Origin of the sequence: Allocoleopsis franciscana PCC 7113, assembly GCF_000317515.1 — a bacterium.
Taxonomy (GTDB): Bacteria; Cyanobacteriota; Cyanobacteriia; order Cyanobacteriales; family Coleofasciculaceae; genus Allocoleopsis; species Allocoleopsis franciscana.
The window spans coordinates 4,577,170-4,599,298 of record NC_019738.1; the positions used below are offsets into that span (position 1 = coordinate 4,577,170).

Annotated in this window: 16 protein-coding genes and 4 pseudogenes; 10 read left to right on the forward strand and 10 right to left on the reverse strand. The window is 45.8% G+C overall.

Features of this window, described 5'->3' with window-relative positions; all coding sequences use genetic code 11:
* The first annotated feature begins 174 nt into the window (after positions 1-174).
* Positions 175-1,086: an IS5/IS1182 family transposase gene (locus tag MIC7113_RS18970; protein WP_015180904.1), complete on the forward strand. Its 912-nt coding sequence runs from the start codon at positions 175-177 to the stop codon at positions 1,084-1,086.
* A gap of 162 nt (positions 1,087-1,248) precedes the next feature.
* On the opposite strand, the pseudogene MIC7113_RS18975 reads toward MIC7113_RS18970, so the two are convergent.
* The 5 genes and pseudogenes from MIC7113_RS18975 to MIC7113_RS18990 all read right to left on the reverse strand — a co-directional run.
* Positions 1,249-1,737, reverse strand: a pseudogene (locus MIC7113_RS18975) (Uma2 family endonuclease); the annotation flags it as partial.
* A gap of 75 nt (positions 1,738-1,812) precedes the next feature.
* Positions 1,813-2,025, reverse strand: a complete 213-nt coding sequence (locus MIC7113_RS39435; RefSeq protein WP_226883695.1) for a DUF4351 domain-containing protein — start codon at positions 2,023-2,025, stop codon at positions 1,813-1,815.
* A pseudogene (locus MIC7113_RS18980) lies at positions 2,008-2,934 on the reverse strand (Rpn family recombination-promoting nuclease/putative transposase); the annotation flags it as partial. The gene MIC7113_RS39435 and the pseudogene MIC7113_RS18980, both read right to left, overlap by 18 nt.
* 724 nt (positions 2,935-3,658) lie before the next feature.
* A pseudogene (locus MIC7113_RS18985) lies at positions 3,659-4,267 on the reverse strand (IS1634 family transposase); the annotation flags it as partial.
* 214 nt (positions 4,268-4,481) lie between these two features.
* Entirely contained in the window at positions 4,482-5,393 is a 912-nt protein-coding gene (locus MIC7113_RS18990) for an IS5/IS1182 family transposase (RefSeq protein ID WP_015180904.1), read from the reverse strand.
* 71 nt (positions 5,394-5,464) lie between these two features.
* Between MIC7113_RS18990 and MIC7113_RS33580 the strand changes: the two genes are divergently transcribed.
* Positions 5,465-6,520 carry a GUN4 domain-containing protein gene (locus tag MIC7113_RS33580; protein ID WP_015183791.1) on the forward strand — a complete coding sequence of 352 codons (1,056 nt, stop codon included), beginning with the start codon at positions 5,465-5,467 and terminating at the stop codon, positions 6,518-6,520.
* A gap of 1 nt (position 6,521) precedes the next feature.
* On the opposite strand, the pseudogene MIC7113_RS39030 reads toward MIC7113_RS33580, so the two are convergent.
* The 4 genes and pseudogenes from MIC7113_RS39030 to MIC7113_RS19010 all read right to left on the reverse strand — a co-directional run.
* Positions 6,522-6,641, reverse strand: a pseudogene (locus MIC7113_RS39030) (type II toxin-antitoxin system HicB family antitoxin); the annotation flags it as partial.
* Between the two features lie 180 nt (positions 6,642-6,821).
* A complete protein-coding gene (locus tag MIC7113_RS19000) occupies positions 6,822-7,727 on the reverse strand; it encodes a phosphatidate cytidylyltransferase (RefSeq protein ID WP_015183793.1) in 906 nt (301 codons plus the stop codon).
* Positions 7,728-7,984: 257 nt separating this feature from the next.
* Complete coding sequence (gene cbiT, locus MIC7113_RS19005) at positions 7,985-8,587, reverse strand: precorrin-6Y C5,15-methyltransferase subunit CbiT (protein WP_041781011.1); 603 nt, start codon at positions 8,585-8,587, stop codon at positions 7,985-7,987.
* Between the two features lie 78 nt (positions 8,588-8,665).
* Positions 8,666-10,165 carry an aminotransferase class I/II-fold pyridoxal phosphate-dependent enzyme gene (locus MIC7113_RS19010; protein WP_015183795.1) on the reverse strand — a complete coding sequence of 500 codons (1,500 nt, stop codon included), beginning with the start codon at positions 10,163-10,165 and terminating at the stop codon, positions 8,666-8,668.
* Positions 10,166-10,554: 389 nt separating this feature from the next.
* Here MIC7113_RS19010 and MIC7113_RS38185 point away from each other — a divergent pair, with 389 nt between their 5' ends.
* The 3 genes from MIC7113_RS38185 to pbpC all read left to right on the forward strand — a co-directional run bounded on the left by MIC7113_RS38185 (position 10,555) and on the right by pbpC (position 14,904).
* Complete coding sequence (locus MIC7113_RS38185) at positions 10,555-10,824, forward strand: hypothetical protein (protein WP_015183796.1); 270 nt, start codon at positions 10,555-10,557, stop codon at positions 10,822-10,824.
* 58 nt (positions 10,825-10,882) lie between these two features.
* Positions 10,883-11,974, forward strand: a complete 1,092-nt coding sequence (gene ychF, locus MIC7113_RS19020; RefSeq protein WP_015183797.1) for a redox-regulated ATPase YchF — start codon at positions 10,883-10,885, stop codon at positions 11,972-11,974.
* A gap of 488 nt (positions 11,975-12,462) precedes the next feature.
* Positions 12,463-14,904 carry a penicillin-binding protein 1C gene (pbpC, locus tag MIC7113_RS19025; protein ID WP_015183798.1) on the forward strand — a complete coding sequence of 814 codons (2,442 nt, stop codon included), beginning with the start codon at positions 12,463-12,465 and terminating at the stop codon, positions 14,902-14,904.
* A 216-nt stretch (positions 14,905-15,120) separates the two neighbouring features.
* Here the strand turns inward: pbpC and MIC7113_RS19030 are convergent, their stop codons facing one another.
* Positions 15,121-16,947, reverse strand: coding sequence for a calcium-binding protein (locus MIC7113_RS19030; RefSeq protein WP_015183799.1), 1,827 nt, complete (start codon positions 16,945-16,947; stop codon positions 15,121-15,123).
* Positions 16,948-17,171: 224 nt separating this feature from the next.
* On the opposite strand from MIC7113_RS19030, the gene MIC7113_RS36615 reads away from it, so the two are divergent.
* The 5 genes from MIC7113_RS36615 (at position 17,172) to MIC7113_RS19045 (ending at position 22,111) form a co-directional block, all read left to right on the forward strand.
* On the forward strand, positions 17,172-17,342 hold the full coding sequence (locus tag MIC7113_RS36615; RefSeq protein ID WP_015183800.1) for a hypothetical protein: 171 nt from the start codon (positions 17,172-17,174) through the stop codon (positions 17,340-17,342).
* Positions 17,343-17,491: 149 nt separating this feature from the next.
* Positions 17,492-17,650, forward strand: a complete 159-nt coding sequence (locus MIC7113_RS36620) for a hypothetical protein (RefSeq protein WP_155898047.1) — start codon at positions 17,492-17,494, stop codon at positions 17,648-17,650.
* On the forward strand, positions 17,643-18,278 hold the full coding sequence (locus MIC7113_RS19035) for a hypothetical protein (protein ID WP_015183801.1): 636 nt from the start codon (positions 17,643-17,645) through the stop codon (positions 18,276-18,278). The genes MIC7113_RS36620 and MIC7113_RS19035 overlap by 8 nt, the downstream gene beginning before the upstream one ends.
* Positions 18,279-18,360: 82 nt before the next feature.
* On the forward strand, positions 18,361-19,386 hold the full coding sequence (locus MIC7113_RS19040) for a DUF1822 family protein (protein ID WP_015183802.1): 1,026 nt from the start codon (positions 18,361-18,363) through the stop codon (positions 19,384-19,386).
* Positions 19,387-19,756: 370 nt separating this feature from the next.
* Entirely contained in the window at positions 19,757-22,111 is a 2,355-nt protein-coding gene (locus MIC7113_RS19045; RefSeq protein ID WP_015183803.1) for a CHASE2 domain-containing protein, read from the forward strand.
* Positions 22,112-22,129 lie beyond the last annotated feature (18 nt).

Genomic DNA, 22,129 nt, shown 5'->3' on the forward strand with positions numbered 1-22,129 from the left:
TCGGTATATTTTTCCTGGTAGAGGTGCTAGGCTTTTATCGGATTTTACCTGGTGATGAAGATTGAATTAATAGACAAAAATAGGACGCGCAAGGATTAGACATCTCCGAAATATAATTAAAAACCGAAAATAAAGTGGTAATATTATAATTTACTTTTTAATTTTTACAGTAAAATGAGTAATATACCAGAGTACCTTGAAAAAAATCAACAAGAAAGTAAACGATTAATTGGACTAGAGTACGAACAGTTACAGCAATTAATAGCTGCCGCTGAATTATTACATCAACAGAAAGATATCGAGATTGAGCAAAGAAAAGTAAGGATAAACAAGGCAGGAGGAGGTAGAAGACCAAAACTATCAGTCAAAGACCAAATAATATTAACTTTGGTATATCTACACCCGGAGCCAACATTCCAGATGCTAGGAGTCCAGTTCGGAGTTAGTGAATCAACAGCGAATGACATATTTCACTACTGGTCAGAGCTATTGAGGGAATTGCTGCCTGCTAGTCTGCTGGAACAAGTAAAAAAAAATCCCGGTGAGTATAAATGGGTGCAAGAAATTCTCGCCGAGTTGGAGTTAATAGTGGATAGCTGTGAACAGCCAATACCGAGACCCAAGGACTATCAAGAACAAAAAAAGTTTTATTCAGGCAAAAAGAAAAACCATACTTTGAAAAATCAATTAATTGTCACACCAAATGGACAAGAGATTGTAGATGTTATAGTGGGAAAGCCAGGGCCGACTAGCGACATAAATATTTGGAGAGAAGGTCAATCCAAGTTAGCTCCAACACAAAAATTCAAAGGAGATAAAGGCTATATAGGAGAAGTCCAAATAGAAACTCCTCAAAAAAAGCCGAGAGCCAGGGAATTAAGCCAAGAAGAAAAACAAAAAAATCGAGAGAAAGCGAGTGAGAGAATATTTGTTGAACACGTAATTAGATTACTAAAGATTTTCCGTGTAGCCCAAGAAAGGTTTCGCCTAAGAGCCAAGAGTTATCAGAGAATAATTCTTCTAGTGTGTGGATTAGTCAGATTAAGGATTGGGACGTTATTTATAAATAGCTCAGTCTGCGACTAAATCGATAAACATTTTAGATAAAAAATAGATATATTTGGGATAATTATTGATTTGAATTAGCTGTAGCCCTAATAAAAACGTTGAAATGGTTCAAATTACCCGGCTGCGTTAAATACTTCAAAAGCAGTCAGAGACTGCTTTTGGCTATTTTCGGAGATGTCTAATGGTAATTGTCGGCTGTTTAGGTTTGCCAATATACTCTCTTCCGCCAACACCCAGATAGTCTACAATCCAATATTCAGGAATGCCTAACGTTGCATAGTCCTCAGCTTTTCGAGCATAGTCATTTTGCCAATTTGTACTGACCACTTCAACCACAAGCTTGATGGAGGCTCCTAATGTAATGACAGGTTCTTGTTGCCATAAAGGTTCATTCACCAGTCGCGCTTGGTCTAATACCATCACATCAGGACGAAAAGCGGTCTGTGTTCCTAATAGCTTAATTAGACATCGATGAGGAATAAAATAAGCCGTGTCTTGACGGTCAATCTCTACATTGAGTTTTCGCCCAATAAAAGCAGCTACTTGCTCGTGGGGGCCAGTGGGTTCCATATCGATTAATTCCCCATCGATTAGTTCGTAGCGATTGTCGTCACCGTAGCGGTTGATGAATTCATCAACAGTAATTAGTTGTGGTATTGATTGAACCATCGTAAGCTTTTCTCAGATTTTTTCGGGTAGCTGATAACCAGGACTTACGCATTTTTTGCCTGGATGCCCCTACATCTAACGTATAACATCTCTATTCCTCAACCAAACCTTTAAATCTTCTACATTTTCAAAATCTAACAGCGCCTCACTCAACTCTTCCAAGGACGCTAACTCTAATCCCCTCACTTGTGCTTCAACCTCTGGGTTAAGTTGTCCAAACTTACGCTTAAGTTGACGCCAGATAATCGAGATTAATCCACGCTTATCTTGACTATCTAGCCAATAGATTAAATCCTCTACAGTCGAAAAATCTAACAGCGCCTCACTCAACACGTCTAATTGACTGACCCCTAAGTCTCCAATTCGTGCCTCTAATTTCGCATCCAACTCACCAAGACGGCGATGCAACAAACGCATTACCAGAGAAACTTTTCCGAGGCGAATTCCTTCCTCAATTCCCTCACGTCTCCCCTGCTCAATCCCTGTTCGCATCCAACTCGTAACAATCTCCATAACCCGCTCCTTCTCCTCTAGCTCAATCCTACCAAGTTCGTCTTGAAACGCTTGTTCCTCCGACTCCGTAAGGTCTAAATAGGTATCCACAAATCCCGAAATTAACTGCATCCTCGCTGGGTCTAAGCGTAACGTCACCAACAATCGCAGACATTGGGCTTTTACCTTAGCACGGTCTGCGGGTGCAATCTGCATCTTTGCCATCAGCGCACTGGCTACTGGATTCGCCTGTCCCAAATAGTCGCGCCAATTGAGACGATTCAGTTGAATTACGCGGTAGTTAAATTCCAGCACTCGAAAATCGGGAAACTCAACGTGAAACTGACTCGCGGCGGCAAGTTTGGGTTGGTCATAAGAAAACACCACAACTGGATAAATTGGCAAGTCATATTTCTCGGACAACCGAGCAAAATAGCGAAACATCCGCTTGCCAAAATTCGCTTGTGCTTTGGCTTGATTCTCCACATGAATCAGGAAACAAGACAACTCTCCCCGAAACTGCGCTTGCACAAGTAAATCAGCTTCATAACGCTCACCTGCTGTAACATCAGTAAATACTTCTTTATCCAGAAATGCTACCGAATCCGGTTCTAGATAAGCGATGACATCCGGTAGAAATAGCTCGATGAACTCTACAAAAAAGGTAGACAGGAGTTCTTTGAATAAGCGGTCGTGGTCAATCATCACTCAGACCTCAGCACCTCTAAACATTCCAGTTTTTGCTTCACCTTGAGGATGATACTGGATTAGGGAGATTGTTAAGGCGATCGCAATTCGTTTTAAGAGCTACTCTTGACTTAAAAATAATAAAAATCCCCCGGCAGTACCGGGGGATTTTTTCGCCGTATTTCTATTCAATTAGGTTTCCCAGCGAGTGGGAAGCCAAAGCGCGATTGGTGACCCATACCACAATAATGAGTTTCCATTCAACTTGTTTTCCCAGCGAGTGGGAAGCAAAGAACAAGCTGACCAAATCCGTGCAGATCAAGCTGCGTTTCCATTCAATTAGTTTTCCCAGCGAGTGGGAAGGAGCAACTCAATAAACGCGATTTGTTGGTAATTGATGCAGTTTCCATTCAATTAGTTTTCCCAGCGAGTGGGAAGAAAAGAGATAGATTTGGGCATTAACCCACATTCCGCCCTTTGACTGTCACAAGCGGATAATTGTGTGGAACTGAAGGCTAACACAGGCCAGTTCAATCGAGTGAAACGTTCTAGAGATGAGAGATGCTAACTTTTTTCGGGTGCTTGTTCTCAAAAAGCAGCAAGTAGCAATAAAAAGTCAAGTAACTGGCAACATAAAGTGAACTGTTTCCTATCAGGAAAAGCCTGATGCGTTAACTAAAAAGCTCGTCTACGCATCACTTTGCTGAAATAATTGTTGAAGTATTTCAATGACTTGAAGAACTCAGCACAATAGATAGTAGTCCCGGCAAGCTTGAGAGAAAAAGCGCAAAATCTTTAAGCGTTCATCGGTAAGATTGGCAATTTGCTCAACCCCATCAATCACTAACAAATGCACCGCTTGGAAACACTGAAATATCCAGCGGAGGGTGGGACGCTGAGTCGGCTTTTTTAATTGATTAGGGAGGCTTTCATCAGCTTGAACTAAGGCTTGACGTAAAGCTGCCTGTCCCAAGTTGTAGACCAACAGACACAATCCCATAACCATCCCTACAGCAGCAATGCGACCTGGGTCTTTCAGGAAAACACTATCAGCAAAAAACAGAGGGTCTTTGAGAAAGCTAAAGCCCCGTTCCGTACTCTGCTGCTCTTTGTACTCACTCAGGACTGCATCATTATTCAATTGTTCCTTGTCTAGGACATTGGTGGCGAGAATGAATCGTCCCGCTTGCTGTCTTTGTTGTTCTAGGACAGTTTCATTGACTACCAATGTGGCTTGAATGTGATAGGTTTTGTGAGTGGGTCGAGTTTGCTTTGCTGGTCTTCCCGGTTGGGAGTAATGGTCTTGCTCAATGATTTCTACTGCTTCTAGGGTGTGATATTTCAACTGCTTCATCCGCTTGAGGTTGTCGGCAGTGTACAAAGCACTATCTGCTATGTGTATTAGACATCTCCGAAAATAGCCAAAAGCAGTCTCTGACTGCTTTTGAAGTATTTAACGCAGCCGGGTAATTTGAACCATTTCAACGTTTTTATTAGGGCTACAGCTAATTCAAATCAATAATTATCCCAAATATATCTATTTTTTATCTAAAATGTTTATCGATTTAGTCGCAGACTGAGCTATTTATAAATAACGTCCCAATCCTTAATCTGACTAATCCACACACTAGAAGAATTATTCTCTGATAACTCTTGGCTCTTAGGCGAAACCTTTCTTGGGCTACACGGAAAATCTTTAGTAATCTAATTACGTGTTCAACAAATATTCTCTCACTCGCTTTCTCTCGATTTTTTTGTTTTTCTTCTTGGCTTAATTCCCTGGCTCTCGGCTTTTTTTGAGGAGTTTCTATTTGGACTTCTCCTATATAGCCTTTATCTCCTTTGAATTTTTGTGTTGGAGCTAACTTGGATTGACCTTCTCTCCAAATATTTATGTCGCTAGTCGGCCCTGGCTTTCCCACTATAACATCTACAATCTCTTGTCCATTTGGTGTGACAATTAATTGATTTTTCAAAGTATGGTTTTTCTTTTTGCCTGAATAAAACTTTTTTTGTTCTTGATAGTCCTTGGGTCTCGGTATTGGCTGTTCACAGCTATCCACTATTAACTCCAACTCGGCGAGAATTTCTTGCACCCATTTATACTCACCGGGATTTTTTTTTACTTGTTCCAGCAGACTAGCAGGCAGCAATTCCCTCAATAGCTCTGACCAGTAGTGAAATATGTCATTCGCTGTTGATTCACTAACTCCGAACTGGACTCCTAGCATCTGGAATGTTGGCTCCGGGTGTAGATATACCAAAGTTAATATTATTTGGTCTTTGACTGATAGTTTTGGTCTTCTACCTCCTCCTGCCTTGTTTATCCTTACTTTTCTTTGCTCAATCTCGATATCTTTCTGTTGATGTAATAATTCAGCGGCAGCTATTAATTGCTGTAACTGTTCGTACTCTAGTCCAATTAATCGTTTACTTTCTTGTTGATTTTTTTCAAGGTACTCTGGTATATTACTCATTTTACTGTAAAAATTAAAAAGTAAATTATAATATTACCACTTTATTTTCGGTTTTTAATTATATTTCGGAGATGTCTAATAGTGTAAAAAATATCTCGCGGCTATCTCAAGTTGCTGGAAAACTCCAAGAAAGGGGTCTATCACCTGATGCTAATGAGGGATGGAATCAAGCAAGTCGAGCAATGGACATTTCAAACGACGAGCTGAGACAAGCTATGCTGTTCGCTTCTATCTCAAAAGCCCATCAGCAACTCGGACGGCAGTATGAGGAGAGCAAAGAGAAGGAAGATGCAAAGACACAGTGGGAGCAGGCGGCAGAAACACTTAAAGAGAGTGTGAAGCGGTTACCGCCAAAAGAAAATATGGATGTTCCCGAACAGTGGGCTACTCTCGTCCACGTCAAGAGAGTTCAAGGGAGTTTCTTCAAGGAACAGAAGAACATCCAAGATGCATTAACCGCTTACAAGGAAGCATTTGATACCCTAAAGAAAGCTTCGAGTACGCTACAAAAATTTGATACAAATATCGAAATTATTATCTATGATGAGTTTCTTCCTGAAAAACAAAAAATTCTCTCAGCAAACGCTATAGAAAATTTACATAGAGAATTTATCGCTCTCTTATCCGAAAGTTCAAACCCAAACAAGCAACAGAAAATTCGCGAAGTTAGGGAATCTCTTCAAGCTCACCTGTTTGCTGAACTCAACTACTTAATGAAAGTCCGTAACTGGAAAGGTGCTGACCAGAAAAATGCTGTTCTCATGCTGAATATAGCGGGTATAGAAAAACGAGGTTATTTGGATACCTCAGACATCGAGAAATTCCCCTGCCCAGCCCTTCGTGCTATCGACAAGCTTTGGGTCAAACACTCAGAGGGAAAGTTTGGTTTTAGTGTGCAAAAGGATATCTTGGATAGTGTCTCGAAACAGCCAGGGCACTATGATAATATTAATGAGGAAACTTGGGGAAATTGGGTGTCTCGCGTAGGCTGGCAAGGCTCGGATACTAACTATAACTTAAACCAGGCAGAACCAGGGCACCTTCCTAGAAAGGAGGGGGTAGATATGGGTGGTTTTGGCAGGCTTTGGAGGGGGTTCTTCTCTCTCAGTGCGACTTGTAGACTTTAAGCTCTCCCTGACTGGCAGTTCCCACCTCTGGACATTCAGCGACGTAAACATCCTCTTCCCAGTAAAGGATTGCTGTAAAAATATGAGTTTTTTTATTGTTAGCCTGTGTCAATGAACTCATAGAACGATATGCAGATATTGTTTCACATGGTATCAAAATTTATCAAGAGAACGGGGTCCGCTCTCTCCTGCTCCAAATTGGCGATCGCAAAAGCATTGAAATGCGCTCAGTGTCACTCATGGGCTGCAAATTTATAAAATTTTTCCCATCTATTTCTATCAATAAATACCCCTTATTCCCCTACAAAAACTTGTCGAATAAAGGCATCAAAAGAGTCACAAAATAATAAACCAAAGGACCTGTAAAAACATAACTATCGGTTCGGTCTAACATACCCCCATGACCGGGAATTAATTGTCCCGAATCCTTGACTCCAGCATCCCGTTTCATCATGGATTCGGTTAAGTCCCCTAAAAGACTCGCAATCCCCACTAACGTCCCTAAAATAATACCGCTCAGTTGCCAAGTGGGCCAATGCAGATACCATGCCCCAGCCGTTGCCACAGCGATACTCCCCAAAAGACCAAAAATAGCCCCTTCCACGGTCTTTTTGGGACTGATATGAGACAGGCGAGTACGACCAAAAAACTTACCGAAAAAGTAAGCCCCAATATCAGCCGCCCAAATGCAGCAAAAAGCGAGTAGAGTGGCGGTTAACGCTTCCGGTAAAGCACCCAAATCAGTCCAAGAAGTAGGCCAGTATCCTTTTAAAGGCAGGTTCGTGGCACTCGCTACGGCATCCGCAGGCAAGGCTGACACTTCAACCCAACCGACTCGCAGCCGCACCCAATAACTCGGCAAATAGCCGCCATAGAGTAAGCCCAAAATCGAGGAAGCAATATCCGCAATCGACGCCATCTTGGGCTGAAATAGCAGATAGAAACAGATAAATGTTCCTGCTAGGGGAAACAAGGCATCGGTGAGGGTGGGTGAAACAGCCGAGGTAAACAGCAGCAGGAGACTGACAACAATGGTGATTTTGGCAGCCGGCGCAATCCCCTTGACCTGAACCAGTTGAAAATATTCCAATAGACCCAGATAGACGATGACGCAGAAGCCGAAGGTAAAGTACCATCCGCCAAGAACGATCATCCCCAAGGCTAGGGCGATCGCAATAATTCCACTAAAAATTCGAGACCAGGGCATAGAACGCTTCGGATAAAAGACAGTTGCCTGCAACTGTCGTTATGGAGAGGGGTAGGATAGAGCAGAGAAAATAACCATCTCTCACACCAAGAAATCACTCTGCTTTTGCTTAATGTAACGAATTGGCGCTAAACCGCCATCCGTCTGCATTAGGAAGTAAGGCGCTTCAACTGAATTGGGGTGGGCTGAAAAAGGTCACAAAACGTTTGCGTTTTCAGACCCCAACTGTCTGATGTAGCGTAGCTTACTAATGCCCTCTAATCAAGTTTCTCACCACTGAGAATAAAAATCGGATTAACTGGCGCAAACGTTTGATGGGTGCCCCGTGTCTCCAATCGATTAACGGCAGATTGAACAACCTCAATGTTACGGGCGTGTAACTCAGCAAAGGCTTCGGAGATGCCATAAAGACTTTCTAGATTACTGGCTGTGGCGACGACTCGCCCTTCAGGGGGTAAGTATTGCCAGACTTCTTTGAGGATGTTCTTGATTTGACGCACCCCCCCAATACAAACCCGTTGAGGTGGCTGGGGAAGGTTTTTCAGGCATTCTGGAGCACTGCCTTCAATCACTTGGACATTTTGTACCTCAAAACGCTCACAGTTGCGTCGAATCAGGTTCGCCACCTCCCCATCCCGTTCTACCGCCACAATCTTACCCTGGGGACACAGTAATCCCATTTCGACCGAAATGGTGCCCGTCCCCGCACCGATATCCCACAACAAAGAGTTCGGTTGCATCCGTAGCGCCGAAATTAAGAGCAATCTCACCTCTCTCTGACTTAGAGGAATACCGGGTAACTGTTCAAATAAATCATCAGGAATGCCAGGGGTGACGTAAGGCCAAAGTGAAGAAGACATTTTTTTATCATTCGTCATGCGTCATTCGCCATTGTCCTTTCCCAATTGACCCATCCGCGAGGTTAAAAACACATTTATTCAATTTTGATGACTTACTACTTTCAACGTCTTGAGGCTGGGATCGCTACAACCCGTGAGGGTACCCCCTAAAATCAAAACTTGTTGCAGGTATTCAATCGCAGCCGGATTAATCATTTCTCCCGGCATTAAGGCTGGGATACCCGGTGGATAGGGACAAACCCACTCTGCACTCATCCGATCTAAGGTTTGATCGACGGGCAGTGTTTCCGTTGGGGCAAAGAAAGCCTCACGGGGGGAGAGTGCCGGACAAATGATAAAGGATGAAGGATGAACAAACAGCAATTCAGCTTTCCATTTTTGCAGTAAATCTTGCAAAGGGGCGACACACTTGGGGCAATAATTGTCTTGGCTGATGGTGGTAAAGGCTTGGATTAATTGCTGAATATCGTCTTCTGTATTACCCAAACTGATGATAAAGGTGAGATGTTCCAATGTGGGCAACTCTGCCGTAACGCCGAGTTGTTGATGGAAAATTTCATCGGCTTCAAACCCACTCAATCCTAACTCCGAGACTTTTACAACCAGTCGTGTTCGATCAAGGGCAAAAAAGCCTGGACTGTGGAGGGGTTCTAAAACAGATAATCGGGGAAGTTGACTAATTTTACTTCTCGCCTCTTGGGCAAGATACAAGGTTCGGGTCATGAGTTGTTCTCCTTGCAATGCCATTTGTTGCCGTGCGGCATCTAATGAGGCGAGGAGGAGATAGCTGGGGCTAGTAGACTGTAGCAGTTGTAAGGATTTACTCAAACGCTCTCGATCAATTCGGTGCCCCTGAACATGCAGCATGGATGCCTGAGTCATCGCCCCCAGAACTTTATGGGTGGATTGCACGGTTAAGTCAGCACCCACTGATAAAGCGGAGGGCGGTAAGTCGGGATGGAAGGCAAAGTGAGGGCCGTGGGCTTCATCGACCAGTAAGGGGATGTTATGTTGATGAGTTAACTGAGCGATCGCTTGTATATCCCCACAAACTCCCTGATACGTGGGATAGAGCATCATCACTGCTTTCGTGTCAGGATATCGCTTGAGGGCAGTAGCCAGAGCTGTTGGGGTGATACTGTAAGCCAAACCCGTAATCGGATCGTAGTCTGGGTTGATGAAGATGGGGATCGCGCCCGAAAGGACCAAACCTGCGATCGCGCATTGGTGGATATTGCGAGGGAGGATAATTTTATCCCCGCTATTACAGGTGGCTAAGATTGCCGCCATCACTCCCACCGTGGAACCATTAACGAGAAACCACGTTTGGTCTGCCCCAAAAGCTTCTGCTGCCAGTGCCTGTGCCTCTTTGATCACCCCTTCAGGTGCAAATAAGTTATCCAAGTCCGGTAATTCTGGCAAATCCGCCGGAAACACAGACGCCCCCAACAAATCGGCGAGGGGTTGCGGGATGCCCTGCCCTCGCTTGTGTCCGGGTGCATAAAACGGAGCATGAGGCTTGTGAGCGAGCTCTTTTAGGGCTTGTAGTAAAGGGGCTTTTATTTGGTCTAGCATCATATCACAAATTGGCAGTCTTGAGGGAAGCTGAGTTGCTTACTTTCCCATTTCAACGATTAAAGCAACAGCACCCCCATCAGACGCAACGTACAGAGCCAATCACTAGGCAAGTTTCTTCATGCTGAAGTACAAGGGATTTTGGAAGAGCAGGTTTTCTGTGATCCGGCAATCCTTCATCCCCTCCCCCTAACCTAGACAGCAAATCAGCAAAGCTATCGCCACGCGTTGTTTAAATATACAATTATCAGCCAAAAGCTCGGAAGTAGTAGCTCTTGTCTGATTGAGTGTATTAATCGTAGATTGTAGCGAGGCGTAGCTATTTGGGGTGATGTCAGGTTGAGGATTTCCCTCTACCTTGGTGAAGTCGAGATCTGGCATTACTAACAATTATGATTTACCCCGCTCCAGAGCCACAAATTCCCAGTCCAGAACCTGCCCCCTTACCCTCTCCAAATCCTGCTCCATCGCCCGATCCCTCTCCCATCCCTGAACCCGTACCCAGTCCCATTCCTCAACCTGTTCCCGCACCCGTACCAGAACCTGTCCCCGCACCCATTCCCCAACCGGCGGTACCCCAACCTGTACCCGAAATTGTGCCGTCTCCCATTCCTCAAACCGTACCTGGGACGATTCCTCAAACCGTTCCTGGTGTCCAATAAAATTTAAGATGGTTTAGTCTTCATCTAAATCCCTGATCTAACTCCTAATCAAACTGTCATGCTAAGAGCCGGAATTGTTGGACTGCCTAACGTGGGCAAATCCACTTTGTTTAATGCCTTGGTTGCCAATGCCAAGGCGGATGCTGCTAACTTCCCTTTTTGCACGATTGAGCCGAATGTCGGCGTCGTGGCAGTGCCGGATGAGCGGCTGCAAGTTCTGGCCAAAATTTCTAACTCCGAGCAAATCGTGCCGACTCGTGTGGAGTTTGTTGATATTGCGGGTTTAGTCAAGGGTGCCAGTCAAGGCGAAGGGTTGGGGAACCAATTCTTAGCCAATATCCGGGAAGTGGATGCGATTGTCCATGTGGTGCGCTGCTTCGATGACGATGACATTATCCACGTTTCGGGTTCTGTTGACCCAGTGCGAGATATTGAAGTGATTAATTTGGAGTTGGCCCTATCTGATTTAGCGCAAGTTGATCGCCGAATTGATCGTACTCGCAAACAGGCTCGTACCAACAAAGAGGCTCAGATTGAGCTGGGTGCTTTAGAACAGTTGAGTGCGGCGTTGAATGAAGGCCAACCAGCAAGGCAGGTGACTTTAACGGAAGAAGAAGTGGAGTCGGTGAAAGTGTTGGGACTTCTGACAGCCAAGCCGGTGATTTATGCCGCTAATGTCTCTGAAGATGACTTGGCGAGTGGGAATGACTGGGTGGAGCAAGTACGGCAAGTGGCTGTGACTGATAACGCTCAAGTTGTGGTGGTTTCGGCTCAGGTGGAGTCGGAACTGGTGGAGTTACCGGAAGAGGAACGAGGAGATTTTCTTGCATCTTTAGGGGTTGAAGAAGGTGGGTTGAAATCATTAATTCGCGCTACTTATGAGCTTTTGGGGTTGCGTACCTTTTTAACAACTGGCCCGAAAGAAACTCGCGCTTGGACGATTCAGGCGGGAATGAAAGCACCTCAAGCCGCCGGAGCGATTCACACGGATTTTGAGCGGGGTTTTATTCGCGCTGAAACTGTTGCTTACAATGACCTTGTTGCTACGGGTTCAATGAATGGGGCGAAGGAAAAAGGTTTAGTTCGCAGTGAGGGGAAAGAGTATGTGGTGCAAGAAGGGGATGTGATGTTGTTCCGGTTTAATGTTTAGGAAAATTCAGCGTTTAATTGTATTTTGCTAACGCAATCGTGAGCGATTGTTCACACATGCAGCAGGGCTTGGGCACGATATTATCGTGCCCTACAAATAGTTTGGTTGTAATCTATATCTATCAAAGCTGTTCAACAACAAAATACTTTAGTTGCAATTCTCACTTATCTTCTAGCGCTGGCATGTTTAATTATTAATATTTGGATTTATCTAGTATGGCATTATCTTAGCCGTTTAAAAAAAAGCAGACGACAGGTTTTTTCTCATCTATTTACCCTTAAACAAATGCTTGAGTTTTTACGTCAAGCAGTAGACCGCAACTACGGAGTCACCTGTGAAGTTTTCTTGCCATCTGGCTGATTTTAGTTGATTTTTGGGGCGGATTTATAAACTAATCTTATCATTACAATTGACCGCTTGTATCCCGACCGAAAGGATAAAGTGAGGTAAAGAACAGAATTAATTTAGTAATTCCATCACGTTGTCCTATGAGGGATTACATTCGGCAGAAGGTTTGGCAGAGGTTGAGTCGCTCACATCGGCGGTTTTGGAAAGTAACCCTAGTTGTAGTACTACTGGGGCTTGTGGTGCGATCGCTTCCTTATCTTGCTCCCATTCGTGCTCACGATCTGGTTCAAGATCAACAAGCCGTTGAATTTAGCGATCGCAACGGACTTCCTCTCGGAACCCTGCTCACCCGCGACCAAGACCATACGGCTGTACTCCCCATCGAACAGGTATCTCCCCCTTTCATCCAGGCGATTCTGGCGGCAGAAGACGGGCGATTTTATCAACATGGTGCCTTAGAGATGAAGGCGATCGCGCGATCGATCCTCAGTTCAATTCATGCAGGCAGAATTACCAGCGGCGCATCCACCATTACCATGCAACTCGCCCGGATGCTTGAACCCGCGCCCCGCACCCTATCCGCCAAACTCGGTGAAATTTGGCTATCCTGGCGCTTAGCCGCAGGCATGAGTAAGCAGGAAATTCTCGACGCTTACATCAACCGATTGCCCATGGGTGGGAACATCTATGGCGTAGAAGCCGCCTCCCGCATCTATTTCGGCATGTCTGCAAGTGAACTCAACATTGCCCAAGCCAGCATCCTTGCCGCTATCCCCAACAATCCCAACTATCTCAATCCTTACGACTATTGGGAACCCTTAAAACGGCGGCAGGTATACGTCCTCAATCGTATGGTTAAAGATGGCTATATCACCCGCCAACAGGCGGATCGAGCCTACGAAGAAAAAATTTCCCTGCAATCCCGTCAACAAGGCATTCTTGCCGCCCCTCATTTCTTATTTTGGGTAGCCAGTCAACTCCCCCAATCCTCAATTCCCCATCGGATGTCCCAAATCCGAACAACTTTAGACCGTCCTCTGCAACAATTTGTAGAAGCCCAAGTACAGCAAATTATTCGCACCCTCGCCCCGAATAATGTCCATCATGCCGCCGCCTTGGTGATAGACAACCATACAGGTGAAGTTTTAGCATATATTGGCTCTCCCGATTACTTTTTAGAAGCCCAATTAGGTCGAAATGATGGAGTCCAAGCCTTACGCCAACCCGGTTCCACCCTGAAACCGTTTGTATACGAATTGGCTTTGGAAAACCGCATTATTCGCCCCAATACCGTCTTAGCCGATGTGCCAACTCGTTACGCCATTCCTGGGGCAAAACTCTACAGTCCTGCGGATTATAGCGAAACCTTTCAAGGGCCGGTACGAGTTCGGGTGGCTTTAGCGAATTCTCTGAATATTCCAGCCGTGCGGGTATTAGAGAAAGTTGGAGTGCCAACGTTTTTGCAACGATTGCATCAACTCGGCTTTGCACACTTAACTCATCCCCCAGACTATTACGGATTAGGGTTAACGCTAGGTAGCGGTGAAGTAAGTTTGTGGGAGTTAGCCCACGCTTATCTGATTTTGGCGAACCAAGGACAAGTAAAACCGCTTGTAACTCAGATCAACTCCCCCCTGATTAAACAAGAGAATAATCCTAAAAGCTTAATTGGCAGCGCTACAACTTGGGCACTGATTACCGATATGTTAAGTGACCCTCATGCCCGTGCCAAAGCTTTTGGTGTTGATTCGGTACTCAATTTACCATTTCCAGTCGCCGTTAAAACGGGTACCTCCTCCAATTATCGGGATACTTGGACGGTAGGATTTACCACCGACTATACAGTTGCAACTTGGGTGGGCAATTTTGATGGCGAACCGATGCGGCAGGTTTCTGGAGTAACGGGTGCCGCCCCACTGTGGAATCGGATTATGCTACACCTACACGAACATCAAGAACCGACAGCCTTTTCGCCTCCGTCTGGTTTAGTACAACGATCAGTGTGTGCTCTTTCTGGAATGCGTCCAACTCCAGCTTGTCCTTCCGTGGTGCAGGAATACTTCTATCCAGAAGACTTGGGCGAATACGAACGTCATCCAGATACCTTTTATCAAGGAGTATCTTCAGGAAGCGATGGGCAACCCTCACAATATCGGCTGAATTTACCGGAGGAATATAATGAGTGGTTAGCCATGCAGCCGCGTGAAGCGACGTTATCCTCCGTTTCGCACACATTGCCAGAGGGGGGCAAATTATCCTTATCGGGTAATCATTTGAAGATTGTGTCTCCTCGACAGGGGGATTCCTTCCTGTTGTACCCAACCGAATCAGGTGCTGTGCAACGGTTAGAGTTTAAACTCGCAGCAACGCCAACCCAACCTGTGGAGTGGTGGTTAAATGGTGAAAAGCTAGCGATGGATTCATCTAATTCTTTATTCTGGCAGCTTCGTCCTGGCAACTGGACATTGGAAGTGAGAAGCGGTGACATGAGCAATCGCGTGAGTTTTCAGGTACAGTTAGCCGAGAATCGAGCTACTCGTCGGGGATTTTTGATCGCCCCACAGGGGAACCACCAACGGTGATTGCCCAAGCATCATAGGGCAATTGCAGGTTCTGGGGAAACCAGTAGAGTTTGCCACTATTTCCAACTCGACATCTACAAAATATCACCTTAAAGCCGAAGACTCATCAACGCAAAATGTAGACTGGGAGTTTCCAATCTACATTAAGAGGGTTGTTAGCTTAATCAACGACAAACTAGGAGACTTAGCTAATTGCATCCAGTCCAACCATGCTAATTACACATAGCTGATGTTGAGAGTGGTTGCATCTTGAACGATACCAACCAGATCGTAGCCAGCAGAGTAGCTATAGGAGTAGATGTAGGTATCTGTCGCACTGGTACCGCCGTAGTTGGCATAGCCAAGAACATAGTTGCTAGAGTTACCAGACAGTTGGATTTTGTCGCCTTCGGAGTAGGAGTAGTCCATCACGACAGCGTAGCTAGAATAACCATACAAGGAAGCATCTTGATAGTAAGCACCGTAGGAATCACCGAGAACGTAGGTATCAGCATCAGTGTACCCGTAGTTGTAACCGCCGGTTTTACCATAGAGGTAGTCCATTTCCGTAGCACCACCGCCATAGGCATTCACTGTGTCATTACCATAACCACCAACTACAGTGTCATTGCCGTAGCCACCCAGTAGATAGTCGTTGCCGTACTCACCGTAAACCAGATCGTTGCCAGCACCGGCAGAGAGATAGTCGTCGCCGTAGTAACCGTAGACAGTATCGTTACCACTGCCACCGTAAACTGTATCGTTACCGTAGTCAGCATCGATGTAGTTGCTGTAGCTATTGCCGTAGATGACGTTGTCGAGGCTGTTCCCGTAGCCAGAGTAGGCTGTTCCCGTCAGGTAGAGATTTTCTACATTGCTACCTAGGGTGTAGCTAACGGAAGAAGAGACCCAATCATTCGTGCCTTCTGATGCATACTCGTAGACGGTGTCATAGATACTATCTACCACATAGGTGTCGTTGCCACTGCCACCATACATTGCGTCATAGCCAGTGCCACCATCGATGTAGTCATCGCCGTAGCCACCGTAGACGGTATCATTGCCGTACTCACCATAAAGGCTATCGTTGCCAGATTCACCATAAAGGCTATCGTTGCCATAGTAACCGTAAACAGTATCGTTACCACTGCCACCATAGACAGTATCGTTACCGTAGCCACCATCGAGGTAGTTGTCGTAGGTATTGCCGTAAATGTAGTTGTCAAGGCTGTTGCCCACACCATAGTAGGCTGTTCCATACACGTAGAGATTCTCGACATTGCTACCTAGGCTGTAACTGACAGAAGAATAGACCCAATCACTAGTACCTTCACCGGCGTACTCGTTGACCGTGTCATAAGAGCTGTCTACCATATAGAGGTCGTTGCCTATGCCACCATACATCGCATCATAGCCAGTGCCACCATCAATGTAATCATCGCCGTAGCCACCGTAGACGGTATCATCGCCATACTCACCATAAAGGCTATCGTTACCCGATTCGCCATAAAGGCTATCGTTGCCGTAGTAACCGTAGACAGTATCGTTGCCACTGCCACCGTAAACCGTATCGTTGCCGTAGCCACCATCGAGGTAGTTGTCGTAGGTATTGCCGTAGATGTAGTTGTCAAGGCTGTTGCCTACACCATAGTAGGCTGTTCCATACACGTAGAGATTCTCGACATTACTACCTAGGCTGTAACTGACAGAAGAATAGACCCAATCATTAGTGCCTTCACCGGCGTACTCGTAGACCATGTCATAAGCGCTGTCTACCATATAGAGGTCATTGCCTGTGCCACCATACATCGTGTCATAGCCCGTGCCACCATCGATGTAGTCATCACCAGCACCACCATCAATATAGTCGTTACCACCTTTACCATAAAGATCATCATCGCCGCCCATGCCATATAAGATGTCATAGTACGCACCACCCGATAGGGTGTCGCTGCTACCATAACCCAGTGCGTAGAGATTGGTATAGTACGACGGGTAATAGTAATTATCCGTTAAGTCGATAGAATTGCTTGCTTCCGTGCCGTAATAATAGTACCAAGCCATGGTCAGTTGCTCCTAATTTGCCACAAGGTTTCGAGTAAAAAGTAGAGCTTACTAACTTGCTTATTCGGTAAGCACCCACCCTTTGCACAAGTCCAGTTTGGTTAACTGTCTGTTGTACTTATCTCTGTTGCCGAGGTACCTTATGCAAGATTCGTCAGATTAGTTTTAGGCGATACAGGCATTGAGTAACCTCTACTGACTTGTCTGACCCGGCGACAGCAGTTATGCAAGTCTTTACAAAACTTCACAATCAAGGTCGTAGCCCTTCAGTTCAAACTCTGATAACCGATGACGGTCTCATCGGCTTGCCCTCTCTACTCATCCAAGAGGGTGTGGTACCCGAAACGGGTACTTTTTTCTGGAGTTCGTTGCAGGATATGCGAAAAATGAAGTAGGGACAGCCCTGATCTGACACCTCCCTCAGGGAAGACTCCTGGATACTCTAGTAGGACGTAGCAGGGTGATTGGGATTCAGACGACAACAGCAAAATCGAGGAGAATATTGAAGCTACGTTTACAGGCAAGCATTTACGATTAAGGAAGTATGAACGACTTTAATAAAAGTGTTGGTGAAGGTAAATCAATATCAACCTTTCCCTGGATGCAGGAACAATCAAGAAGACTAAATCGTTTACTGGAATTGGCACTCTTCTCAACACAATCGGCAGTAGCAAAACTTAAGGAGCGATCGCTCAATGAATAAACTGGAGGAACGGATGGACTCATTGGTTGCAGAAGCCTGTAAACATCCACCAGGAAGTGCTGCGCGTCAGAGAAACCTAACAAAGATTATTCGCGTCATTAGCTCCAAGCTTTGGCGAGAGAATACCCCTTACTATCAAGACGCCTTGCAACAGACCTGGGTCTATTTCTGCCAAAACATCTGCGAAGGCAATACAGGTAGAGCTTATGACCCGGAGCGGGGTAGTATCGTCACCTGGTTAAATTTTTATCTGAAGAAACGACTCCACGATTTTTACACAAAGCAGATCCAAGATGGAAACAACATTGTTTCCCCAAAATCTGACGACTCAGCCGATAACTCTGACCCCCTGGAGAATATTGCTTCTGAACCCGACGTTCCTCCCCTACTCGAACAGGTTAAACAATGGGTTGAAGACGATGCGGACGGAGAATTAAGGAGTATCTACATTGCCAACCGCAAAGATGTAACCGCCCAAGTCCTAATTTTGCGCCGCTTGCCCCCAGAAACCAGTTGGAAAGATCTCGCCACAGAATTTAATCTATCAGTCTCGACGTTGAGTAGTTTTTACCAGCGACAATGTCTACCCCGGCTGCGTAAATTTGGTGAATCAGAGGGATATCTATAGTAGAGGGTGTAAATAAAAGCGCATCTACGTCTTGTGGCTGCTGTACGTAACCCCAAAATTTACTAATACTAAGGATAATCCCATGACATACCCCACCCACGAGCTAGACGACTTGTCCTTATCACTACCTATCACTCAGACAGCACTGCGTACTGCACAACAGTTTGCCAATGAACAACCCACACCCCAAAAAGCTGAACAGGTTCGGCTCAATACTCTAGCGGTGTGTGCGGTTAATGATTACTTACAGATGATTGGCATACCCACCAACCTAGAAGCAAGCGATAGTTGGAATCCCGTGTTGCGCCTGTGTGCAGATGTCGCTGACTTAGAAGTCACAGGAATCGGTCGTTTGGAATGTCGCTCTCATCGAAGTGGTCAATCTAGCTGCTATGTTCCCCCAGAAGTTTGGTTAGATCGAGTGGGTTATATTGCGGTTGAAATCGATGAGCTCTCACTTGAGGCAACCGTGTTGGGTTTTACTGAAACTGTCACTGACGAAGAATTACCGATTAGGCAGCTAAAACCCATCGACGATTTAATCGATGTCCTAAATCCGCTAGAGGTAGAAAAGCCCAAGTCGATTCCTGCCCTTGCCAAGACACGAGTGAAGCTGAACCAATGGTTAACCCAGATGTTCGAGCAAGGTTGGGAAACCGTTGAATCATTATTGGCTCCCACGGAACCTGAACTTGCCTTTAATTTCCGTGGCTTTTCAGATTCCATCATGGACGGTAATTGGCGTAGCGCTCCAGACTCAGTGCTGGACGAACCCATCGTCTCTGATGCAATCATCAGTCGCGCTAAACTCATCGACTTAGGAATCCAGTTAGCGGGTTACCCGGTGGCGTTAGTGGTTAAACTCCAACCCGAATCCGAACACAAAACCTATATCCTGCTTCAGCTTCATCCCACAGGTGGGCAACAGTATCTACCCCCCCACCTACAACTCACCGTACTCGATGAATTTGGGTCAATTTTTCTGGAAGCCCAAGCCAGAAGTGCGGATAATTATATACAGCTCCAGTTTAGTGGTCTACCTGGGGAACCATTTAGCGTTAAAGTGGCTCTCGGTGATGCAAGTGTTACAGAAGACTTTGTAATATGAGTGTGATCATTCCCAACTGTCTGCCCTCCTTTCTCTGGAACAGGGAGTTACTCCCAAAAGCATCCCTAATCCACCGTTCACCCTTAAGGCTGTGCTTCTTGGGATCTGTGAAAGCTCCGATTTCTCTCTTCTCTCCTTGTTAACATCTCCCCAATGAGCCAGTAATACCGTCTGAACAGAACCGGATAAAACTGGAATTCATGAATGTTTGTTAAGGGTTAGACAATCCGTAAACCTCCTTGAGTCAGTTCCAAGCTAGTGGGAAGTGCATAACCCAACAATGATTGGAGATAGAACTTCTAGGAGCAAACCACTAGAGTCACCTCGATTGCCGAAGTAATGCCCTTAACTTCGATCTGGAGAAGCCGTCATGGGTAAGTTAGTCGTCCTAAAGCTAGGGGATGGTAGCTTTGAACAGGGATTTCCTGTTACCTTGCAAATGGGAGAGGATGAACGTCCCCCCTGTTTGGAAATCATCGGTAAGCTGCCACCAATTCCGGAAATTCCTCAATCCTATAAAACTTGGTCTACGACTTATCGCGATTTGGGAGGGCCTTCCCGACTCGAAGCCCCTGCTGCCCAACGCACCCATTTTTCCAGCATTGAAAGTTGCTGTAGTGCTGCCCAAATTTTACGCGATCGCCTGAACAATTGGCTCTACTCGGAACCGTTTCGCCCTATCCGAGAAAAATTACTCGAACAATTGATGCCGTCTGATGAAATCCGGCTGATTATTCAAACGAACGATATTTGGTTAAAGCGACTTCCCTGGCATCTGTGGGATTTTTGCGATCGCTACCCCAAAGCTGAAATTGCCTTAAGTCCACTGGGTTTTCCTCCTCACGAAACCAACCTAACCTCTCATACTCAAGTCAAAATCTTAGCTATTCTGGGTAATAGTAAAGAGATTAATATCCAAGCAGATCGGTTGTTACTCGAACAATTACCTAATGCCGAAATCCGTTTTTTGGTAGAACCCCAACGCCATGAATTCAGTGAAGAACTGTGGAATCAAGAATGGGATATTCTCTTTTTCGCAGGGCATAGTTCCAGTAATTGTAATGGAGAAACAGGTCGAATATATCTCAATCAAACTGATAGTTTGACCTTTACTGAGTTAAAATTTGCTGTTAAAAAAGCCGTAGAACGAGGCTTAAAAATTGCTATTTTCAATTCTTGTGATGGCTTGGGATTAGCTAAAGATTTAGTCGATTTGAATATTCCGCAAGTCGTTGTCATGCGGGAACCGGTGCCTGACCGCGTCTCCCAAGAATTTTTAAAGTACTTTTTAAATGCATTTTCTAAAGGTGAATCATTCTATCTCGCCGTGCGAGAGGCAAGAGAACGCTTACAGGGATGGGAAGATCGATTTCCTTGTGCGACTTGGTTACCGCTGATTTGTCAGAATCCTGCTGTTGTGCCACCGACTTGGCGAGATTTATATGTGGATGACGATGACAACGACCATGACAACGACCATGACAACGACCATGACAAGGATGATGACAAACGCCCTCCACCGCCTCCGCCCGTTTTGCGGTGTAGCCTGCGGACTGTGTTACTCATCAGTGTGAGCATCACCTCCCTATTTTTGGGAATTCGACACAAGGGACTCCTGCAACCCTTAGAATTATCAGCGTTTGACTGGATGATGCAAATCAGACCCGCCGAACCCCCTGATTCGCGGCTTTTGGTCGTCACGGTCACGGAAGATGATATTAAAGCTCAGGGAAATGAGTTTAGGCGTGGGTCACTCTCCGATCGCACGTTAGCACGACTGTTAGCGAAACTCGAATCCTATCAACCCAGAGTGATTGGTTTAGATATCTATCGGGATTTCCCTGTAGAAGCCAAGTATCCAGAGTTAGCCAAATATCTCAGAGACAGTCAACGCTTCATTGCTGTGTGCGAAGCCAGTACAGACCCTAGCGACCCGGCGATTGAACCGCCGCCAGAAGTCCCCAAGGGCAACTTGGGCTTAAGTGATGTGGCGATCGATTCCGGTGGCATTGTCCGTCGTCATCTTCTGGCGATGACCCCATCTCCTGCCTCTGCTTGCAAGCCCTACTACACCCTCAGCACTCAGTTAGCATTTCGCTACCTAGAAACACAGGGCATCTCGCGTCAATTGACCCCAGACGGGTTCTTAAAACTGGGCAAAGTGGTGTTTAATCCCCTAGAAGCCCATAGCAATGGCTACCAAGGTACCGATGCCTGGGGTCACCAAGTCCTGCTCAATTATCGCTTCTACCGTTCTCCTGAAGATTTTGCCGGACAAGTCAGCGTCACCCAGGTTCTGAACGATCAGCTCAATCCTGACGCTGTCAAAGGCCGGGTTGTTCTGATTGGTGTTACAGCGCCCAGCGCCAAAGATTTTTTTCTCACACCTTACGGTCAAAGAATCCCAGGTGTTGTCGTTCATGCCCAGCAAGTGAGTCAGATTCTCAGTGCTGTTCTTGATGGGCGACCCCTTTTGTGGGTTTGGCCTGGGTGGGGAGATGCCCTGTGGATTTGGGGGTGGTCGTTGGTTGGTGGTCTAATTTCTTGGCGCTTTTTCAAAGGACTGCGCTGGGTGGTGGTGATGGGTGCGATTACCATTTTGTACGGGCTTAGCTACGTACTGTTCCTGCTGGGAGGGTGGATTCCTCTGGTTCCGGCAATTCTGGTTGTGGTATCGACCAGTGGCGGTGTTTTGGCTTACACCACCTGGCAAGCCCGAAAGTAACCTTCTACACCTGATTCA